The organism is Pseudomonas sp. NPDC090752 (assembly GCF_055584805.1).
The window spans coordinates 1-18803 of record NZ_JBVJLI010000015.1 but is presented as its reverse complement, the minus strand read 5'-3'; the positions used below and the strand labels follow the sequence as shown (position 1 = coordinate 18803).

Here is an 18803-nt window from a genome sequence, read left to right as displayed (position 1 = left end):
GCGGCATAGCGGGTGTGATGAGTGTTCACAGGTGGGCGAGTGAGGGCATGATCAGCAGGGGGGGGCAATAGCTTCTTGCTGATGGCAGTGCGGCAACGACATGCTGCCATGCAGCGTCTTTATATCTGGTGAATGTGGCGGTTAGGCATTGTTTATCTGCAGTCGGAAGACGAATGAGGTTGTTTCGATGCGGGGGCAGACCTTGATTCAATGTCCATTTCGGTAGGCCACACTACTTTAGGCGCCAAGCGTGAGGCGAACTGGCACCAAAGTAGATCGTTGTGATCCTTGGGCTCACCGGGAGGTGGGAGTGCAGAGGGGCCTTCTTGCATGTACGTGCAGATGTAAGCCCAGGCATACTCATTCGCCCCCATGGTTGTAAGTTGGAAGCGATCAATTACCTCATTAGTGCCAGGTCGGATAATTGAAAGCACTACTCCACTTTTGAATATCATTCCGCCGTTAGGCAGCGCTCCCCCCTGTGACCAACGCTCGGCTCTTACTTGGGACCAGTCGTAGGCAACCGGAACTGTTCTCCATTTTTCAAATGGATTCCACCAACGATGGGAAAAGTTGTAGGCGTAGATTTTTTGTCTGGCCCTGTTGAGACGGATGGGTTCATCTCGCGGTGGTCGAATGCTAATTTTAAAGCCAAAGCTGGTGCACCATATATAGCAGATAAATACAGGAAATCCTGATAATGCAATTCCGTAGTCCTGTCTCAAGATGCTTGATATAATCATATTAGGAATAATGAGTAGAAGTGCTGACATTCCGATGGTCATCGCGAAGAAAAAATTTCGTGCACTTATAGTCTTCCTCGGTATTTCTAGGTAGGTTTGATCTAGTTGGTTAGGTGTTATGTTTCCAAGCGTTTTTTCAATATATTGTTTTTCGTGTGGTGAAGCTAGATCTTCCTTCCATCCGGGGCATGGGGGGCAAAGTAAAGGTCGTGTCATAGTCGGCTCGTTTATTGGAAAAGTTTATCTTCTTTTATTTTGAGTTTCGCGCAGCCGGATGCGTCGCTTTTGTCTGGCCAGTAACTTACTGATAGCTCGGTGGTCAGAATTTTATGGTTGTTTGGTAGTTTAAGAGATCCACTGACGTTAAGGGATTCAGTCTCTGTGTTGAATTTACGTGCCAGCTCAGATGTTTCTAGGTTGATGAAGGCTTCTGTGGTGCTTGTAAGTGGCTCAAATTGATTTGAATTGCTATCTGCTGATAGGGTAATTGATCCGTTTTCCCCACCTTGATAGATGGTGATTTGCCATTGATAATAGGAGTGCTTTTCGCTGAATCGAGGCAGATGGAATGAATATGTCAGTTTAGAGGTGGCAGGTATGGAGAAACCATCGGTCATTACTGGCTCCTGCATAGGAATGGGAGCCGGATTGGTTAAGCGGTCAAATTCAATCTGGATCGAAATTTCGGCATGGATTCCAATGGTTGCCGCATTTAGGGCGCCTATTGCAGCATCCAAGTCCTTCGCTTTATTCCAGTATTGCTGCTCAAGCGATTTGCCCCACCGGCTTTTTCTAGCCCAAATCTCTAGATGGTCTGACTCTTGACGTTTTGCAGCGATGGCGAAAGCGTATGCGCCCAATCCAAGGAGTATCGCGAACCCAAGAGGTCCCAAAAGAAAGCTGCCTGCTATTGCAGCCTTGAACCCAACATAGCCAGCTGCCACAGCAGTGAGGCTTGCGAACGCATAGAGTTGGCCAGAAGAGTCATCACCTTGTTTATTCGTTCTAATGGCTGCGTGGATGAATAGTTTGGCGTCTGCAATGTTGGCAAGCGCTGCAACTGCCCCGCCATATCTAACGATCCTTGTGGCTAATGTGACGGTGGTGCCTACTCCAGATGCGGCCGCCTTGGGTGCTAGAATTTCAATTGCAAATCCTGCCGATTCAATACCTGCCCCCAGCGCTCCCAATGATGATGATCCGATTGCTGCGAGAAGTTCCGCACGGATATGCGGGTTGTCCGCTAGCGTTTCATAATTTGTTCGCAAGCTGTCCTGGTGAAGCCAGATGCTCCCCAGGGCCAATAACAAACCGGGCCCACTTGTGTTGGAAGCGGCACCCCGCAACCCACGAAACGCGTCACTTGCCAACTGCTGAGCCGCATCGGCGGTCAGCTTGACGCTCTCCATCGCGCGCACTGCGCTGTTTCGAAATGCCCCTTCGCCGATCGAAACTTCACGCAGCAGCTCGCCCACACCACCTGCAGCACTTTCGCGCAAATTCTTCAAACGCACCTGCAGGTTTTCCGCACTCTCCAGCGTCCAGACCATCACCTCTACCAGCTGCTTCCGGTTGCCAGCGGAGGCGATATGAATGGCGCCACTGAGGACCATCGCCCGTATCTTCCGCCCCGCGGGCTTGCGGAACTGTTCATCCAGCTGGCTCAAGTACGCGTCGGTACGCTCCTGCAAAGCCTCGTTGAGCACGCTCAGGTATTCGCCGAGGGTCAACGTGACCTTGATCTGGGTGACCGATTGGCCGGCGAATAACAGAAACGCAGAACTGTGGACGTGCCCAATCAGCTTCTTGGTTTCACCGGAGATATGCAGTCCTAAAGCATTACCCGCGCTGGCGGTGGCGGCAAGGAGCTGGCCGATCGCATCCTGCATCGGCTTGATCATCAACCTTTCACCTTCCTGACTGGTCAGGATCCCTTTGATCGTGTCATGCAGTTTGGAGGCGTCGTCGCCAATGAAGGCCTTTCCAAGTTGCGACAATAGATCCTGATGCTTTGCGACCAACGCCTGATACAAGAGACTCTTTGGGTCTTCAAGCAGTTGCTGCCACAGCTCTTGCGTGGCACCGAGTGGCGAATCTTCTGCAGGAGGCGCTTCGGTAGGGCCGCCGGCGAGGCAGGCAGATATCATGCTGATGAAGTATTCAGCCGACAGCCGATGGGTGGCGCTGTAGTCGAAATAGCCGATGCGTTGAAAGGCGCGCTGTGCGTAGAAATGGGTGTAGTGGGCGCCAACCTGATCAATCATCGATTGCCAGTGGTCAAGCTCGCTGTCGTAGGCGTGCTGGAAGGCAGCGCGTGCAGCTTCGTCGTACCGTTCCTCCAGGCGTTCCCGCGCTTCGATGCGCTTGCGCTCGATGGCGCGTTGGCCTTGCACTTCTATATCTACAGGAGGCATGTAGACCTTGGCGCTGATCGGGCTGTCGTTCCAGCGCTCGATGTCCTTGGCATGTTGCTCGGTATCTTCCAGGGCCTGGGCAGCGGCCCTGGCCTGGTTCAGTTCGCGAATGCCCAGTAACGCCTTGGACGTGAAGTATTCGAAATGGCGCTGCGGTTCTGCGCGCCACTCCTGCATGGCCCGGACCAAGCCCGTGCGCTGTGCGTTGGCTTCCGTGACCAAGCCGACGGGGTCGGGCAGGGTCAGCGCCAGTACCCCGTTGTCCAAGGCTTCCTGCTGAATGACGGTGCGCACATGGTTGCGGGTGGCCAACAAGCGACTCATGCGCGGGTAGAAACCGTGGGCGCTGGTAAATTTGCCGGTGTGGACCGTTGCATATTCCAGCACATCGCCCAACCCCAACTCGGTCTCCGTCATGGCAATGCCAACGCTGCCGGGGTCGTTGCGTGCTGTGCCAAGATCGAGCTCGATGAAGCGTTCGGTGCTGTTGGCCTCGCCGTTGATGATGCCCTGCTGGTAGCGGTCAAGCACATCGCGTGACCAGGGGTCGTTGGCGAAGGCGAGCCAGGCTTTGCTGAACAGTTGGGTATTGATGTTGATGAAGGACGCGACAACATCGTGATGCTGGGTTCGGCAGGCTTCCGCCAATGGTCTGCCCGCTGCCAATGGCATCTGTGAAACCGGGAACCGGCGCAGGGCGCCCTCGGGGGTCACTTGATAGGCGTTCCAGATCTCTTTGTCTAACAGCACATAGACATAGCCCTGTCGCAGAATTCGCAGCTGATTGGTGCGCATCTGTACATAGGTGATCTCGCTGTCGTGCGAGACACGGTAGGACTTGGTTTCCTGCGGATGCGGCGCGTAAGCCTCGCGCAACAACAGGATGGGCAGGCAGGAGCGCTCGCAGGCATTGCAGGTGCCGTAGGGGTTGGGGACCTCTTCCTGGGTGACGATGCTGATGGTTTGGCTGATGCTCATCAGTAGCTCCTTGCGGGTGGCAGGGCGGCGACGATTTGCTGCCATGCAGCGTCGTTGTAGGTGGCGAACCTGGCGGCCAGGCGCTGTTTGCCTGCGGCCGCGTCTGCCACGTCGCGCAGGATGGTGGGATGCATCGGCGGTTCCAAATTCGGTGCGAATCCTTTACAGAGCTCTTCCGTGAGCGTGAACGACACCGCCTCGAACTCGGTCCCACCGACCAGGGGTTGAAAGGTGTACAGGTCAAATTGGTTATGCATCTAGGCTCTCGGAAGTGTTGTGCTCGAACAAAAAGGTTGGGCCTAACATTCGATGGTTTATTTTTTGTAGGAAATTTCCCTGGGGAAAATATTTGCTTTATTAGCTGGTAGGATATTTCCCGCCAGTTGATGAATGATTCGTTATTTCTGTAAGAAGGTTCCTACATTGCCTTGCGTATGTTGTGGATGTCTGTTTTCTCTAAAAACCATGCGCGGCAGAGGGGTGTTTGGTCGAGAGCGAAAGTGTGACTTAATATTTATTTGTATTGGGTGTTTTGTGTGCGCTAGTCTCTCGGGGTTGAATTTTCATGCGCAGTTCTGAGATTGGTGCTTTCCGAGTTTCTAGAGGGAGAGTGGCAGCGCGTCAAGTGATCCAGTAGGGTCTTGGGCGTCCAAGCGCGACCAGGCCGCTGGCACTATAAGCGGGGCGCCATAGCTAAAAACTTCAAGGCACTGGCAGTTGATCAGAGCTCCTGGCGTGTTGCACACTTTCAGTGTTGGCTTTTACTTGCCACTTCGCATTTGTGGTCGTATCACCTCTGCTGTTGATCGGCAGGCTGGGCTTGAGTGAATACCTTTTTGCAGTTGTATTTGTCGGCTATGGGGTGGCGTATGTAGTCGGTGGGCTGATCGCGGGAAAGTTGAACACCATGCTGCATCCCTGCTCTCAGATTGGCTACGGGCTGGCTTTGGTTGGCCTTGCGGGACTTACAATGCTTCTGTGGTCTTCCATTGAGGACTTGTCTATCTTCAGTCTGATGGTGCCGGTGAAGCTCAGTACAATCGGAGTAACGATAATCCGTCCCTCTGCTACCACCTGTGCATTGAGTAATCATGCTGAGCGTGCAGGTGCAGCGGTGTCAGTCAACAATACTCTGCTTTTTACTTTGGGAGGCATAGTCAGCACGTTGATTGCGTCGATTGAAAATGGATTGCCAATGGTCTTGGCATCGCTATTCATTGGTGTCAGCGTGGTGGGCGGTGGGCTGCTTTTTTATTTGAGGAAACCGGTACGCTTAGCGTGTGCGATTAATAAATAGACGCTTCAGCGGCCCGAGGTGTGCGAGGCAGAACCGCTGATTGCATCTGCCTCCCAACGCCCTGATCGAACAACAGGCTACCGTCCACCGGGCGATCCTCGACAATCCGCCCAGCGTCCAGCAACACCACTCGCTGGCAGAAATAGCGCACCAGGCTCAGGTCGTGGGTGATCAGTACGAAGGCGGTGCCGTGTTGCTGGCGAAGCGCTTGCAACAACTGCAACAGCTGCAACTGCAGCACCCGGTCGAGGTTCGACAACGCTTCATCGAGCACAACAAGCTTGGGCGAAATCGCCAGCGCGCGGGCGATGTTGGCGCGTTGCAACTGCCCGCCACTGAGCTGGTGAGGCAGGCGCTGGGCATGCTCTTCACGTAGGCCCAGCTGTTGCAGCAGTGTCAGTACCCGTTGCTGACGGGTGGTGCTGTCGAGGTCACTCAGATGGCGCAGCGGCTCGGCAATGCTCCAGCCAATGCTGCGCTGCGGATTGAACGCACCAGGCGCATCCTGAAACACCAGCTGCACGGTGCGCTGAAAGTCCTGAGTCTGGGCGCCGCGCAGGCGGCTGACATCCTGGCCGGCAAAGGTCACCTGGCCGTGTGTGGGCTTTTCCAGCCCCAGCAGCAATCGAGCAAGCGTGCTTTTGCCGCTGCCGCTGCTGCCCAGCAGCCCGACGGATTCACCGGCCTGCAGCTCAAGTTGGATGCCATCGAGCACCTGCAACCAGCCGCGTCTGCTCAGCAATCCTCCCGTGCGGTATCCGTGGCCAAGTTGATCGACGTGCAGCAGGCTCATGGTTGGCTCCCGGTGAGGATCTGATGGGCTTCAAGCAAGGTGCGGGCGGTAACGCTGGCCGGCCGGGCGAACAGCCCATGAACCGTCTGCCGCTCGACGATGCGGCCTGCGTCCATCACCACCACGTGGTCCGCGCAGCGGGCCACCACGCCCATATCGTGGGTGACCAGCAACACGCCGAGCCCATGCTGCTGAACCAGGTCCATCAGCAGGTCGAGAAAGCGCGCCTGGCTCAAGGCGTCGAGGTCGCTGGTGGGCTCGTCTGCCAGCAGGAATGGGGTCTCGGCCATCAGCGCCAAGGCGATCATCATGCGCTGTAGCATGCCGCCGCTCAGCTGGAACGCGAAGGCCTGCAGCACTCGCTCGCGGTCATCCAGGCCCACGGCCTCCAGGCATTGCGCCATGCGCGCGCGGGCAGCGGCGCCGACGATGCCGCGCAGTTTCAGGGTTTCCTGGGCGTGGCTGGCCATGTCGCGCACTGGGTTGAATGCGCTGCGCGGGTTTTGCAGCACCAGGCTGGCCACGCGGCCTCGAACGTCGGCGGCGGGTAGCGGCTGGCCGTCCAGCAGCAACTGGCCCTGCGTGCGGGCCAGCCCTGCTGGCAGCAGGTCGAGCAGGCCCAGGCAACTGAGCGATTTGCCCGAGCCGCTGCTGCCGACGAGGGCACAGACTTCACCGCGGCGCAGTTGCAGATCGACTTCATCGACCAGTACTCCAGCCCGCCCTTCGATCCGCAAACCCTGAAGCTCCAGCGTCGAATGCTTCACTCAGCGTACCTCCTGGGAAGGGTCCAGGCGGTCGCGCAACGCATCGCCCAGCAGGTTGAAGGCCATCACCGAGAAAAAGATCATCAACCCGGGCAACAGCAGCAGTTGCGGGTGGGTCCAGATGAATTCCTTGGCATCGTTGATCATCACCCCCCATTCGGCGGTGGGCGGGGTAACGCCGAGGCCGAGAAAGGACAGGCCGGAGACATGCAGCATCATGTGCCCGATGTCCATGGTCGCCAGCACCAGCAACGGGCCGGCGATGTTCGGCAGCACGTGCTGGCGCAGGCGCGCCCAGCGCGAGGCCCCGGCCAGGCGCGACGCCAGCACGTACTCACGACCGCGCTGGGCGATGACCATGCCGCGCACCATGCGCGCGTACCAGGCCCAGTGCGACAGGGCGATGGCGATGATCACATTGCTCAGGCCCGTGCCCAGCAGGGTGACGAAGAAGAATGCCAGCACCAGGGTGGGGAAGGTCATGAACATGTCGCACAGGCGCATCAGCAGCATATCGACCTTGCCGCCGACGAAACCGGACACCCCGCCCACCAGCAGGCCGAGGCACAGCACCAGGGCCAAGGTCAGCATCACGCTACCCAGCGACAGCCTTGTGCCGACCATCAACCGAGACAGCAGGTCGCGGCCGAGGTGGTCGGTGCCCAGCCAGTGGCTGCTGTCGGGTGGTAGCAGGCGCTGGCCAAGGTCTACAAGGTCTGGGTCATGCGGGGCGAGCCATTGGCCGAACAGGGCCAGCACGGCCAGCAGGCTCACCAGCACCAGGCCGACCATCAGGTTGGTGCGGCCGGCCAGGGCAGGGCGGCGCAGCAGGGTCAGGACACTCATGCGCTGGCCCCCTCAAGCCGGCTGCGCGGGTCGAGCCAGGCATAGCACACGTCCACCACCAGGTTGCAGACCATCAGCAAGCCGGTCAGCAGCAGGGTGAAGCACTGCATCACCGGGAAGTCGCGGTTGAGCACCGCCGAGACGGCAAAGCGCCCGACACCGGGCCAGGCGAAGATGGTTTCGATCACCAGAGCGCCACCAATCAGTTCGCCGATGTGCATGCCGGTGGCGGTGACGAAGGGCAGCCAGGCATTGCGCAGCACATGGCTACTCCAGACCCGGCGCTCCGGCAGGCCGCGCGCGCGGGCATAGGTGACATGGCGCTGGCCGCTGGCTTCCAGCAAGCTGGCCCGCAACAGGCGGGCATTGATCGACATCGACATCAGCGCAATCGCCAGCACCGGCATCACCAGGTGCGCGGCCCCTCCACGCCCCAGCGGTGGCAGCCAGCCGAGCCACAGCGAGAACAGTGCGATCAGCAGAAACGCCAGCCAGAAGTTGGGCATGGACACACCGAGGAAGGTCACTGCGCGCACCGCGTGATCAGGCCAGCGCCCTTGCCAGCGCGCCGCCACCAGCCCCAGCGGGATCGACAGCAGCAGCGTGCAAGCCAGGGCCAGCCCGCCCAGTTGCAAGGTGGCGGGGAGGTAGTAGAGCAGGTCGTCGAGTACCGGGCGGCCGGTCAGGTAAGACGTGCCGAAGTCCAGTTGCAGCGCCTTCCACAGCCAGCTCAGGTACTGCGCGTACAGCGGGCGGTCAAGGCCCAGGGCATGGCGCACTTCGGCGATGGCCGCGTCGGTCGGGGGAATGTGCGACAGGCGCAGGTAGTCCAGCGCCGGGTCGGTGCTGCCCAGGTGCAGCAGCACGAATACCAGCAGCGACACGCCGAGCATCACCGGCACCAGCAGCACCAGCCGCAAGAGGATGTAGCGCAGCATGTCAGCGCTCCTGTTTCGGCGTCATGCGTTCGAATGGCACGTCGAACAGCGTGCTGCCGAACTGCACGTGGGCCACCGAATCACGGCGCACGCTGATGGCGGTGAGGTAGGAAATGGGCAAGTAGACCGCCTGCTCATGCAACGTGGTGAGGATGAAACGGTACTGCTCTGCACGTTGTCCCGCGTCGGTGCTGGCCAGCACCTGGCCGATGCGCTGGTCGAGTTCATCCTTGATCGCCAGGCCACGCTGGGCCATGTAGTCGGCATGCCCGGCGTAGCGCATGGAGCTGACGAAGGAATGCGGGTCGTAAGGTGCGCCCCAGGTGTCGGCGAAGATCATGCCGAAGTCGCCTTCGCGCTGGCGGCGCACCAGCGCACCTTCTTCCACGGCGCGCAGTTCGATGTGCATGCCGACTTTGGCCAGCTCGCCTTGGAGGACTTCGGCCAGGCTCTTCTGCAGCGCACTGGTGCCAAGGAACACCAGCTCGATCGCCAGTCGCTCGTCGCCTTTGCTGCGCACCGTCGCGCCCGGTGCCAGGCGCCAGCCGGCGGCGTCCAGTTCGCGGGCGGCGAGGGCAGGATCATAGGCGTAGGGCTTCAAGCCCAGGTCGGCATAGGGCATGTTGGGGGCGAACAGCGTGTCGGCACGGGGCTCGAGGCCGTAGAGGATCTTGTCGATGATCGCCTGCTTGTTCACCGCCTGGTTGATCGCCTGGCGCACCGCGAGGTCGCGGGTGGCGCCGCGCCCGGTGTTCATGGCCAGGGTACGCGTGGCCAGCGGCGCCGACAGGGCGGTGGCGAAGCCTTGGTCGCGCAGGCGCACGAAGGTGCCGGCGGTAATCTCGCCCGCCGCGCCCTGGATCAGCTCCAGTTCACCGGCCTGCAGGGCCAAGGCGCGGCTGTTGGGGTCCGGGATGACCTTGACCAGCACTTCGCCATACGCAGGCTTGGGGCCCCAATACAAAGGGTTGCGGGCAAAGCGGTCGTATTCGCCCAGGCGTGAGTCGACGCGCATCCACGGCCCGGTACCGGCAGGCTCACCCGGCTTGGCCTGCGGCGAGGCGAAGCGTAGCGGGCGCACCTGGGCCAGCTCCATCAGGGTCGGGTAGTAGGGATGTTTGAGCACCAGGCGCAGGGTCCGTCGATCCGGGGCTTCAACATGGTCGAGGGTGGTGACCAGTTCCATCCAGCGGTGGCGTTGGCTGTTGGCCAGGACCGCATCCAGGTTGGCTTTGGCCGACGCAGCGTCGAACGGCGTGCCGTCACTGAAACGTACCCCGTCGCGCAGGGTGAAGGTGTAAGTCTTGCCATCGTCGGACACCTGCCAGGCCGTGGCCAGCCAGGGCTCGACAGTGCCGGATGCGCTGTAGCGCACCAGCGGCTCATACACCATCGCCTGGGCGTACATCTGGTTAGGTGCGTAGCCGCGAGGGTCGAGTGGGCCGGCATTGACTGGCCAGGAGTACACCAGCGTTGGGGCAGTATCGGCGTGCACAAAGGCGCTTGCAGCCAGCAGCAAGAGCCCCGACAGGGCGAGTTTTCGTTTACCGGGTTGCTGCCTCACAAAGGGTCCTCCATTTCAGCGGAGGCCGTAGGCTAGAGAGAGGTGGGGGTGATGTCTATGTAAAATCATCATGCCGGAAGTAACAAAATGCGACACGCGCATTGTCTATTACGGACGTTTGAGGAAACACCTAGGCAGATACACGCTGCGACAATCGTGACATTGACAAACCGCGTAATAATATTTTGTAACGCATTAGGTAGCCTGCTATCATTTTTCGCCCGTGATGTACGATGTCATTCATGTAAATGATCAGTTGATTCCCGTCGAGCTTGACGCGATACCAGAAAATCAACGATCCGGCACCTTCGACGCGCGCAAGCAATGCGTGCGGAAGGCGCCCACTCACGGGTCTTAGTGATTAGTCATAGGTGGACCTGAATGTTGTTAGCCAAGCAAACGTCGCGAAGGAAGTTCCTGCTTTCTTCGCTGATCGCCTTGCCCGCCATGGGCATCGCCGTCAATGGCCTCAGCGCCGCGATGGCCGCCGAGATGGCGGCGCCCAGCCTTGAAAGCTATACCCCGAGCTTTTTCACCCCCGCCGAATGGACCTTCATCCTGGCCGCCTGCGATCGCCTGATCCCCGCCGACGGCCGTGGCCCTGGCGCGTTGGAAACCAATGTGCCGATCTTCATCGACCAGCAACTGGCCGGTGACCTGGGCAACGAGATTTATCTGGAAGGGCCGTTCGACCTCGAAGCACCGGCGACCATGGGCTACCAGTTGCCCTATACCCCGCAGCAGATCTACCGCAAAAGCATCGCCGCGCTGGAAAGCTGGTGCCTGGCCACCCACGGCCAGCACTTCGCGCTGCTCGAACTGGGCAAGCGCGACGACGTATTGAAGAAGCTGCAAGCCGGCCAAGTGGACTTCGCCGCCCATGGCGAAAGCGCGCTCAAGGCCAAGCTGTTCTTTGGCGAATTGCTCAACCACACACGCCAGGGCTGGCTGGCCGACCCCATCTACGGCGGCAACAAGGGCATGAAGGCGTGGATTGCCATCGGCTTCCCCGGCGCCCGCGCCAGTTACCTGGAATGGGTAGCCCAGCACAACGTCCCTTACCCCCTCGGCCCGGTCAGCCTGACCGGCCAGCGCGGTTGATCCCTTCGCTTCGCGATACAGCATTCAAGGTTTTATATGGCACAGATTACCAATGACGAAGTCGACGTCGCCGTCGTCGGCCTGGGTTGGGCCGGCTCGCTGATGAGCATCGAACTGGCCCAGGCGGGCCTCAAGGTGCGCGCCTTCGAGCGCGGTGAAGACCGCAACAACGCCGATTTCGCCTACCCCAAGCCCGCTGACCAGTACGCCTACGGGGTGCGCAACAAGATCATGGTCACGCCCAAGGACGGCGCGCTCAGCGTGCGGCACAACCTCAACAGCACTGCCTTGCCGACCCGGCAGTGGGGCGCGTTCGTGCCGGGCACCGGTGTCGGCGGCTCGGGCTTGCACTGGACAGGCGTACTGATTCGCCCGACGCCCACCGACATCAAGCTCAAGACCTATGCCGACCAGGCCTACGCGCCGGGCATTTTACAAAGCGACATGCAGATCCAGGATTACCCGTTCACCTGGAATGAAATCGAGCCGTACCTGGACAAGTTCGACAAGATTTGCGGCTTGTCGGGCAACACCGGCAACCTCAATGGCCAGATCCTGGTCGGCGGCGACCCGTTCGAAGGCCCGCGCTCCAACCCGTTCCCGCTGCCGGCGCTGGAAGACACGCTGAACAACAAGATGTTCGCCGACGCCGCGCGCAAGCTCGGCTACCACCCATTCCCCAACCCGTCGGCCAATGTCTCGCGGGCCTGGAAGAACCCCTACGGTAACCAGATCGCGCCGTGCAACTACTGCGGCTACTGCAGCAAATACCCGTGCCTGAACTACTCCAAGGCCTCGCCGCAGACCGCGGTGATGGACGCGCTCAAGCGCATGGACAACTTCGATTATCGGGTCAATGCCAACGTGCTGCGCGTCGAGTTGCACCCCGACGGCAAGACCGCCAAGGGCATCACCTATGCCGACGCCCAAGGCAACGAAGTGTTCCAGCCGGCCAAGATCGTCGTGCTCGCCGCGTTCCAGTTCGTCAACGTGCGGCTGATGCTGCTGTCGGGCATCGGCAAGCCCTATGATCCGGTCAGCGGCAAGGGTACCGTCGGGCGCAACTATGCGTTCCTCAGCAACGGCGGCGCCACGCTGTTCTTCAAGGACAAGCACTTCAATCCGTTCGCTACCGCCGGCGCAACCGGGCAGATGTTCAACGACGTGTCGCCCGGCAACGTCGACGGCCCGGCGCTTGGCTTCATCGGTGGCGCCAAGATCCACAGCTCGCAGGCCACCGGTACGCCGATTGGCACCGCGCTGCCGGGCGGCACGCCGGAATGGGGGCAGGGCTGGAAGGAGGGGATGCAGGACTGGTACGGCCATTCGATGAAGATCAGCATTTCCACCGGCTGCATGTCGTATCGCGACCACTACGTCGACCTCGACCCCACCTACAAAGACCCATGGGGCCAGCCGCTGCTGCGCATCACCTTCGACTGGAAGCAGAACGAACTGCGCCTGCAGCAGCACCTGCGCAAGATCGTGCTGGACATCACCAAGGAGCTCGGCCCGGACAGCTACAGCGAAAGCTTCCTGGGCATGGATTCGCACTGGGACATCACCAAGTACGTCTCCACCCACAACGTTGGCGGCGCAATCATGGGCGACTCGCCGGAAACCAGCGCGCTCAACCGCTACCTGCAGAGCTGGGACGTGCACAACGTGTTCGTCCCGGGCGGTAATGCCTTCCCGCAGAATTTCCAGGCCAACCCGACAGCGTTGATCGGCGCATTGACCCTGTTCTCGGCCCAGGCCATCAAGGATCAGTACCTGAAGAACCCTGGCCCGCTGGTGCAGGCATGAGGAGCGAGAAGATGAAAGCCAAGTCCCGTTCCGTCGCACTGATCCTGGTCGCGGTGGCCGTAGTCGCTGCCGCTTTAGCGTGGATCGTCGCCGGCATGCTGAACCGCTCGGGCGACCCGGAGGCCAAGCTGACCCAAGCCGTGACCCCGGCGCTGATCGAGAAGGGCGCCTACCTTGCGCGCGCCGGTGACTGCGTGGCCTGCCACACCAGCCATGATGGCGGTAAGCCGTTTGCCGGCGGCTTGGGTATCGCCTCGCCGATCGGCACCATCTATTCGACCAATATCACCCCGGACAAAAAGACGGGTATCGGCAACTGGACGTACGGCGAGTTCGAACGTGCCGTGCGCCGTGGCATCGGCCACGACGGCAGCGCGTTGTACCCGGCGATGCCGTTCCCGTCCTATGCCAAGGTCAGCGATGAAGATACGCAGGCGCTGTACGCGTATTTCATGCAGGGCGTGGCGCCGGTCGAGCAAGCGAACAAGGCCAACGACATCCCCTGGCCGCTGTCGATCCGCATGCCGCTGGCTTACTGGCGAGCCCTGTTCTCGCCGCTGCCAGATGATGCTGCAGTGGCTGCAGCCTCGCCAACTGCGCTACAGCGCGGTGCCTACCTGGTGCAGGGCCTGGGCCACTGTGGCTCGTGCCACACCCCGCGGGCGCTGACCTTGCAGGAACAGGGCCTGGACGAACGTGCCGCAGGTTACCTGACCGGCACCGACCTCAATGGCTGGGCGGTGCCGGCGCTACGTGGCATGCCGCACTGGACCGAGGCGCAGATCGTCGATTACCTGGGCAGCGGGCGCAACAGCGTAGCCTCGGTGGCCGGCGAGATGAAGGACGTGATTGCCAACAGCACGTCGCACATGAGCGACGCCGACCTGTTGGCCATGGCGGCTTACCTCAAGTCACTGGACGGGGCCAAGGCAGCTGTCGATTCGCAGCAGCCGCAGCCCAGCGAAGGTACTACCGCCAAGTTGACCTCAGCGAAAAACCTTACCTTGGGTGAGCGGCTGTACGTGGACAACTGCGGAGCCTGCCACTTCGTCTCTGGCGAAGGTGCGGCACAGGTGTTCCCACGGCTGGATGGTGCCTCGGTGGTCAATGCGGACAATGCGACGGCGTTGATCCATGTGATCCTGGCCGGCGCGCAGACGCCTTCGACCGAGCGTGCGCCGTCGGTGTTGCCGATGCCTGGCTTTGCCGAGCGCATGGATGACGCCGAGGTTGCCGAGCTGGCCACCTTCTTGCGCCAAGGCTGGTCGAACCATGCCGGTGCGGTAACTGCCCAGCAGGTCCGGGCGGTGCGCACGTCGCTTGCTCATTGAGCCTTAATAGCTAAATGGAAAGGCGCTCAGGCGCCTTTTCTATTGGATTTTTTACGGACTTTTTACGGCGCACTGCGTTGCTCGAAACGATACTGGCGGCACTTTTTCCCGCCGCCGGGCAGCGTCAACCGTGCAGAGAAATTATCCGTGAGTGCAACAGCAACCGCCGCTAATCAATCCAACCCCGCCACCCGCTCAGGTATCGGCCTGCTGATCGCCGCCGTGGGCGTGGTCTACGGGGACATCGGCACCAGCCCCCTTTACACATTGAAGGAAGTGTTTTCCGGCCACTACGGTGTGCAGCCCAGTCATGATGGTGTGTTGGGTATCCTGTCGCTGATCTTCTGGTCGCTGATCTGGGTGGTGTCCATCAAGTACGTGCTGTTCGTGCTACGGGCCGACAACCAGGGCGAGGGCGGGATCATGGCGTTGACCGCGCTGGCGCGCCGCGCGGCGGCACCGTTTCCGCGCATGAGCCGTGTGCTGGTGCTGCTTGGGCTGTTCGGCGCTGCGCTGTTTTACGGCGACAGCATGATTACCCCGGCGATTTCGGTGCTGTCGGCCGTAGAAGGCCTGCAACTGGCGTTCAACGGGATCGACCACTGGGTAGTGCCCGTGGCGGTGGTCGTACTGGTCGGGCTGTTCCTGATCCAGAAGCACGGCACCGCGCGCATCGGCATTTTGTTCGGGCCGGTGATGGTGGTGTGGTTCGTGGTCCTCGGGGCACTGGGGGGCCATGGCATCGTGCAGCGCCCGGAGGTGCTGCAGGCACTCAACCCAGCCTGGGCGGTGCAGTTCTTCATCGTCCACCCAGGCATCGGCGTGGCGATCCTCGGGGCTGTGGTGTTGGCCCTGACCGGTGCGGAAGCGCTGTACGCCGACATGGGCCATTTTGGCCGCAAACCGATTGCCCGCGCCTGGTTCATGCTGGTTTTGCCTGGGCTGGTGCTGAACTACTTCGGCCAAGGTGCATTGATCCTCGGCAACCCCGAGGCGGTACGCAACCCGTTTTACCTGCTGGCGCCGAGCTGGGCCTTGCTGCCGATGGTCGCATTGTCGACCCTGGCCACCATCATCGCCTCGCAGGCGGTGATTTCCGGCGCCTTTTCCTTGACCCGCCAGGCCATCCAGCTGGGCTACGTGCCGCGCATGTTCATCCAGCACACCTCCAGCGAGGAGCAGGGGCAGATCTATGTCGGGACGGTGAATTGGGCGCTGATGGTCGGCGTGGTGTTGCTGGTGATCGGTTTCGAGTCTTCCAGCGCGCTGGCCGCCGCCTATGGCGTGGCGGTCACCGGCACGATGCTGATCACCACCTTGCTGTCTTCGGCGGTGGTGCTGTTGGCGTGGAAAACCCCGCGCTGGCTGGCCATTCCCATGCTGCTGGGCTTCCTGCTGGTGGACAGCCTGTACTTCGCGGCTAACGCGCCGAAGATCATCGACGGTGGCGCGTTCCCGGTAATTGCCGGGGTGTTGCTGTTCATCACCATGACCACCTGGAAGCGCGGGCGGAAAATCATCGTCGAGCGTCTGGATGAAACCGCGTTGCCGTTACCTTTGTTCATCAGCAGTGTTCAGGCACAACCGCCGCACCGGGTGCAAGGCACGGCAGTGTTCCTCACCGCGCGCAGCGATGCCGTGCCCCATGCGTTGCTGCACAACCTGCTGCACAATCAGGTCCTGCACGAGCAGGTGGTGCTGCTGACCGTGGTATCCGAGGATGCGCCGCGCGTCAGTGCCGGGCAACGTATCGAGGTCGAAGCGTTTGGCCACGGGTTCTTCCGCGTCAGCCTGCATTTTGGCTTTATCGAAGAGCCGGACGTACCGTTAGCCCTGGCCCTGTGTCAGCGCACCGACCTGGACTTCAGCCCGATGCGCACCACCTATTTCCTCAGCCGGGAAACCGTGGTACCCACCACGCGCATCGGCATGGCGAAGTGGCGCGAGCACCTGTTCGCATTCTTGCTCAAGAATGCCAACAGCAACCTGAAGTACTTCAAACTTCCGCTCAACCGGGTAATCGAACTGGGCACGCAAGTGGAGATGTAAGGGTGTTGACTGAGCTGGGCGTTGCCGTAGAATCGCGCGCCCACATCAGCATGCACAGCGAGAAGGAGTCTCAATGCAACGGGTGATGATTGTTGGCCAGCCTGGTTCTGGCAAGAGCACCCTGGCGCGCAAGCTTGGCAAGTGCACGGGCTTGCCGGTCGTTCATATCGATACGATTCATTGGCAGCCGGGTTGGGTCGAGCGGAGCTGGGACGAGAAAACCCGCTTGTGTAGCCAGGTCGAGGCCGGTGATCGCTGGATTTTCGAAGGAGGGCATTCAGCCACCTGGGACAACCGGATTGCCCGCGCTGACCTGCTGATATGGATCGATCGGTCGGCAACGCTTCGCTTCTGGCGTGTGTTCCTCAGAACGCTGCTCAACCGAGGCCGCACCCGGCCAGACTTGCCAGAGGACTGCCCAGAACTGTTGAGCAATCTGCCTGAGTTTTTCAGGTTCATGTGGCGGACTAAAAAGACCACACGCGCGAAGATGAAACAGTTCGTGGCAACAGCCCCAGCAAGCTGTCGGGTGGTCTGCCTGCGCTCTGATCGGGATACCCGCGATTTTCTCGCGGGTATCAACCTTTGCAGAGCGTGACTCGAATCAGTCCGTAGCCTGCTCAACGGCTGTATCGGCGGCGGGGGCCGTTACAGGCGGTTTAGACTTCGCACGATTGCGTCGGTCCTGGCTACGTTGCCGCGAAGCCTGCTGCTTGGCGTGCAGTGCCTGGGCGGCGGTCACCATGCCCGCTGGTTGACCGGTCAGGTCCAGCCGTGGCGCATCTTCCACCATGCTTGCCCAGTAGCGGTTTCCGCGACACCAGGTAGAGATGCCGAGCTTGAGCTGTTCGCGAGTGATGCCGAGCAGTTCGAGGTGTTGCTCGGCATCCTTGAAAATGCCCTCTTTGAGCGGCACCTTGGGCGCCGGGTTGACCGGGAAGGCCAACGGAAAATGCTTCTGCAATGGCCAGATCGCTGCCACTGCTGGATCGACCTCGCGAGGCTTCGCAGGCGCAGAGGGCTTGCGCTTGCGGGGCGGTGCGCTCTCGGCCTTGGTCTGCTCTTTTTCAGCCCGCAGGCGGTCGCGTAGTTCAGCTAGTTGTTCAAAACCCATCGTTCATTTCACTGCTTTGAAGTTGTTCGCGTGGGCAAGGATAAGCCATATAGCGTTCGGCAGCAGAAAAAAGGACGAATCGCCGCTAATTTTCGTGAACACGCCGGCTGGCTTCCGTCGGCCAGACGGTCGTGTCGAATCATCGTGACAGGGCTATCGTTGCTTGTCTGGGCAACGACTACCAATCGAGGGCGGCGCCAATGAACACCAGTGATCTGCTCGAACAGTTACTGCGAGCCGGGCAAGGCTCGCGAGCACAACAAGGACGTGGCGGCCTGTCAGCGCAAGACAGCATGGGCGGTTTGGGTGGCTTGCTTGGTGGGCTGCTGGGTGGCGGCAGTTCAGCGGCTGGCGCTGGAGGGCTGGGTGGTTTATTGGGCGGCCTGTTGGGCGGCGCTGGTGGTGGCAGCGCGGGCGGCTACGGCCAAGGGCGCTCCACGGGTGGCACCAACTACGCGGCACTGGCATCGCTGGGCATGATGGCCTTCCAGGCCTATCAAAGCTGGCAGCGCAGCCAGGCCGCAGCCCCGCAGCAGGCGGTGCGTACCGTCGATCAATTGTCCGGCCCCGAGGCCGAGGACCACAGCCATGCCATTCTGCGCGCGCTGATTGCCGCCGCCAAGGCTGACGGTCGCATCGACGAGCAGGAAGAGCAGTTGATCTACGCCGAAATCAAACGCCAAACCAGCGACCCGCAATTGCAGCAATGGCTGGATGAAGAAGTCAGCAAGCCACTCGATGCTGCAGAAGTGGCTCTGTCCGCTCGGGACCCGGCCATGGCTGCGGAAATGTACCTGGCCAGCGTGATGCTGGTGGATGATCAGCATCACGCTGAGCGGGCCTACCTTGACGAACTGGCCGGCGCGCTGCAACTTGATCCAGCCTTGCAGGTGCAATTGGAACAGCAGGCAAAAGGCGCCGCATGACCGGACTGCGATGCCTGGTCCGTTGTTGTCGGCAGTGAACAGTGTGGGAGCAACTGTCTTCCACAAAACTTAGAAAGCTGCGCGATCCCTGTGGGAGCGGGCTTGTCCCGCGAACACGGGCGAAGCCCGTGCCATC

The 18803-nt window shown here is 60.6% G+C and carries 16 protein-coding genes; 7 read left to right on the top strand and 9 right to left on the bottom strand.

Features of this window, described 5'->3' with window-relative positions:
* Positions 1 to 152 precede the first annotated feature (152 nt).
* From ACZ6YA_RS19150 to ACZ6YA_RS19140, 3 genes are all read right to left on the bottom strand, one after another.
* Positions 153 to 743 (bottom strand): DUF6708 domain-containing protein, encoded by a 591-nt coding sequence (locus ACZ6YA_RS19150; RefSeq protein WP_465898798.1) that lies wholly within the window; start codon positions 741 to 743, stop codon positions 153 to 155.
* 227 nt (positions 744 to 970) lie between these two features.
* A complete protein-coding gene (locus tag ACZ6YA_RS19145; RefSeq protein ID WP_465898661.1) occupies positions 971 to 4135 on the bottom strand; it encodes a T6SS effector BTH_I2691 family protein in 3165 nt (1054 codons plus the stop codon).
* A complete protein-coding gene (locus ACZ6YA_RS19140) occupies positions 4135 to 4392 on the bottom strand; it encodes a hypothetical protein (RefSeq protein ID WP_465898660.1) in 258 nt (85 codons plus the stop codon). Before ACZ6YA_RS19140 ends, ACZ6YA_RS19145 begins: the two co-directional genes overlap by 1 nt.
* Positions 4393 to 4886: 494 nt before the next feature.
* Between ACZ6YA_RS19140 and ACZ6YA_RS19135 the strand changes: the two genes are divergently transcribed.
* The gene (locus ACZ6YA_RS19135; protein ID WP_465898659.1) at positions 4887 to 5432 is read left to right on the top strand and encodes an MFS transporter; all 546 of its coding nucleotides are present in this window, start codon (positions 4887 to 4889) and stop codon (positions 5430 to 5432) included.
* Here ACZ6YA_RS19135 and nikE read toward each other — a convergent pair.
* From nikE to nikA, 5 genes are read right to left on the bottom strand one after another with little or no spacing between them, the layout of a single operon-like run.
* Positions 5422 to 6225, bottom strand: a complete 804-nt coding sequence (gene nikE, locus ACZ6YA_RS19130) for a nickel import ATP-binding protein NikE (protein ID WP_465898658.1) — start codon at positions 6223 to 6225, stop codon at positions 5422 to 5424. The two genes, ACZ6YA_RS19135 and nikE, sit on opposite strands and share 11 nt — an antisense overlap.
* On the bottom strand, positions 6222 to 6992 hold the full coding sequence (gene nikD / locus ACZ6YA_RS19125; protein WP_465898657.1) for a nickel import ATP-binding protein NikD: 771 nt from the start codon (positions 6990 to 6992) through the stop codon (positions 6222 to 6224). The genes nikE and nikD overlap by 4 nt, the downstream gene beginning before the upstream one ends.
* The gene (gene nikC, locus ACZ6YA_RS19120; protein ID WP_465898656.1) at positions 6993 to 7838 is read right to left on the bottom strand and encodes a nickel ABC transporter permease subunit NikC; all 846 of its coding nucleotides are present in this window, start codon (positions 7836 to 7838) and stop codon (positions 6993 to 6995) included.
* A complete protein-coding gene (nikB, locus tag ACZ6YA_RS19115) occupies positions 7835 to 8776 on the bottom strand; it encodes a nickel ABC transporter permease subunit NikB (RefSeq protein ID WP_465898655.1) in 942 nt (313 codons plus the stop codon). The genes nikC and nikB overlap by 4 nt, the downstream gene beginning before the upstream one ends.
* Position 8777: 1 nt before the next feature.
* A complete protein-coding gene (gene nikA / locus ACZ6YA_RS19110; RefSeq protein ID WP_465898654.1) occupies positions 8778 to 10340 on the bottom strand; it encodes a nickel ABC transporter substrate-binding protein in 1563 nt (520 codons plus the stop codon).
* Between the two features lie 381 nt (positions 10341 to 10721).
* Here nikA and ACZ6YA_RS19105 point away from each other — a divergent pair, with 381 nt between their 5' ends.
* The 5 genes from ACZ6YA_RS19105 to ACZ6YA_RS19085 all read left to right on the top strand — a co-directional run bounded on the left by ACZ6YA_RS19105 (position 10722) and on the right by ACZ6YA_RS19085 (position 17225).
* Positions 10722 to 11441 carry a gluconate 2-dehydrogenase subunit 3 family protein gene (locus tag ACZ6YA_RS19105; protein WP_465898653.1) on the top strand — a complete coding sequence of 240 codons (720 nt, stop codon included), beginning with the start codon at positions 10722 to 10724 and terminating at the stop codon, positions 11439 to 11441.
* Between the two features lie 36 nt (positions 11442 to 11477).
* On the top strand, positions 11478 to 13247 hold the full coding sequence (locus ACZ6YA_RS19100) for a GMC family oxidoreductase (protein ID WP_465898652.1): 1770 nt from the start codon (positions 11478 to 11480) through the stop codon (positions 13245 to 13247).
* 11 nt (positions 13248 to 13258) lie between these two features.
* Positions 13259 to 14578, top strand: coding sequence for a c-type cytochrome (locus ACZ6YA_RS19095; RefSeq protein ID WP_465898651.1), 1320 nt, complete (start codon positions 13259 to 13261; stop codon positions 14576 to 14578).
* Positions 14579 to 14725: 147 nt separating this feature from the next.
* The gene (locus ACZ6YA_RS19090) at positions 14726 to 16627 is read left to right on the top strand and encodes a potassium transporter Kup (protein WP_465898650.1); all 1902 of its coding nucleotides are present in this window, start codon (positions 14726 to 14728) and stop codon (positions 16625 to 16627) included.
* Positions 16628 to 16700: 73 nt separating this feature from the next.
* Positions 16701 to 17225 (top strand): P-loop NTPase family protein, encoded by a 525-nt coding sequence (locus ACZ6YA_RS19085; protein ID WP_465898649.1) that lies wholly within the window; start codon positions 16701 to 16703, stop codon positions 17223 to 17225.
* Between the two features lie 6 nt (positions 17226 to 17231).
* Here the strand turns inward: ACZ6YA_RS19085 and ACZ6YA_RS19080 are convergent, their stop codons facing one another.
* Positions 17232 to 17741: a ProQ/FinO family protein gene (locus ACZ6YA_RS19080; protein WP_465898648.1), complete on the bottom strand. Its 510-nt coding sequence runs from the start codon at positions 17739 to 17741 to the stop codon at positions 17232 to 17234.
* A 200-nt stretch (positions 17742 to 17941) separates the two neighbouring features.
* On the opposite strand from ACZ6YA_RS19080, the gene ACZ6YA_RS19075 reads away from it, so the two are divergent.
* On the top strand, positions 17942 to 18667 hold the full coding sequence (locus ACZ6YA_RS19075) for a tellurite resistance TerB family protein (RefSeq protein ID WP_465898647.1): 726 nt from the start codon (positions 17942 to 17944) through the stop codon (positions 18665 to 18667).
* The last annotated feature ends 136 nt before the right edge of the window (positions 18668 to 18803 follow it).

What these genes read in the sequence shown, in the direction of transcription:
- ACZ6YA_RS19075 (WP_465898647.1), top strand. Translation starts at nt 17,942, where the DNA reads ATGAACACCAGTGATCTGCTCGAACAGTTACTGCGAGCCGGGCAAGGC.
- ACZ6YA_RS19145 (WP_465898661.1), bottom strand. Translation starts at nt 4,135, where the DNA reads ATGAGCATCAGCCAAACCATCAGCATCGTCACCCAGGAAGAGGTCCCC.
- ACZ6YA_RS19080 (WP_465898648.1), bottom strand. Translation starts at nt 17,741, where the DNA reads ATGGGTTTTGAACAACTAGCTGAACTACGCGACCGCCTGCGGGCTGAA.
- nikB (WP_465898655.1), bottom strand. Translation starts at nt 8,776, where the DNA reads ATGCTGCGCTACATCCTCTTGCGGCTGGTGCTGCTGGTGCCGGTGATG.
- ACZ6YA_RS19150 (WP_465898798.1), bottom strand. Translation starts at nt 743, where the DNA reads ATGATTATATCAAGCATCTTGAGACAGGACTACGGAATTGCATTATCA.
- ACZ6YA_RS19085 (WP_465898649.1), top strand. Translation starts at nt 16,701, where the DNA reads ATGCAACGGGTGATGATTGTTGGCCAGCCTGGTTCTGGCAAGAGCACC.
- ACZ6YA_RS19105 (WP_465898653.1), top strand. Translation starts at nt 10,722, where the DNA reads ATGTTGTTAGCCAAGCAAACGTCGCGAAGGAAGTTCCTGCTTTCTTCG.
- nikC (WP_465898656.1), bottom strand. Translation starts at nt 7,838, where the DNA reads ATGAGTGTCCTGACCCTGCTGCGCCGCCCTGCCCTGGCCGGCCGCACC.
- ACZ6YA_RS19140 (WP_465898660.1), bottom strand. Translation starts at nt 4,392, where the DNA reads ATGCATAACCAATTTGACCTGTACACCTTTCAACCCCTGGTCGGTGGG.
- ACZ6YA_RS19095 (WP_465898651.1), top strand. Translation starts at nt 13,259, where the DNA reads ATGAAAGCCAAGTCCCGTTCCGTCGCACTGATCCTGGTCGCGGTGGCC.
- ACZ6YA_RS19100 (WP_465898652.1), top strand. Translation starts at nt 11,478, where the DNA reads ATGGCACAGATTACCAATGACGAAGTCGACGTCGCCGTCGTCGGCCTG.
- nikE (WP_465898658.1), bottom strand. Translation starts at nt 6,225, where the DNA reads ATGAGCCTGCTGCACGTCGATCAACTTGGCCACGGATACCGCACGGGA.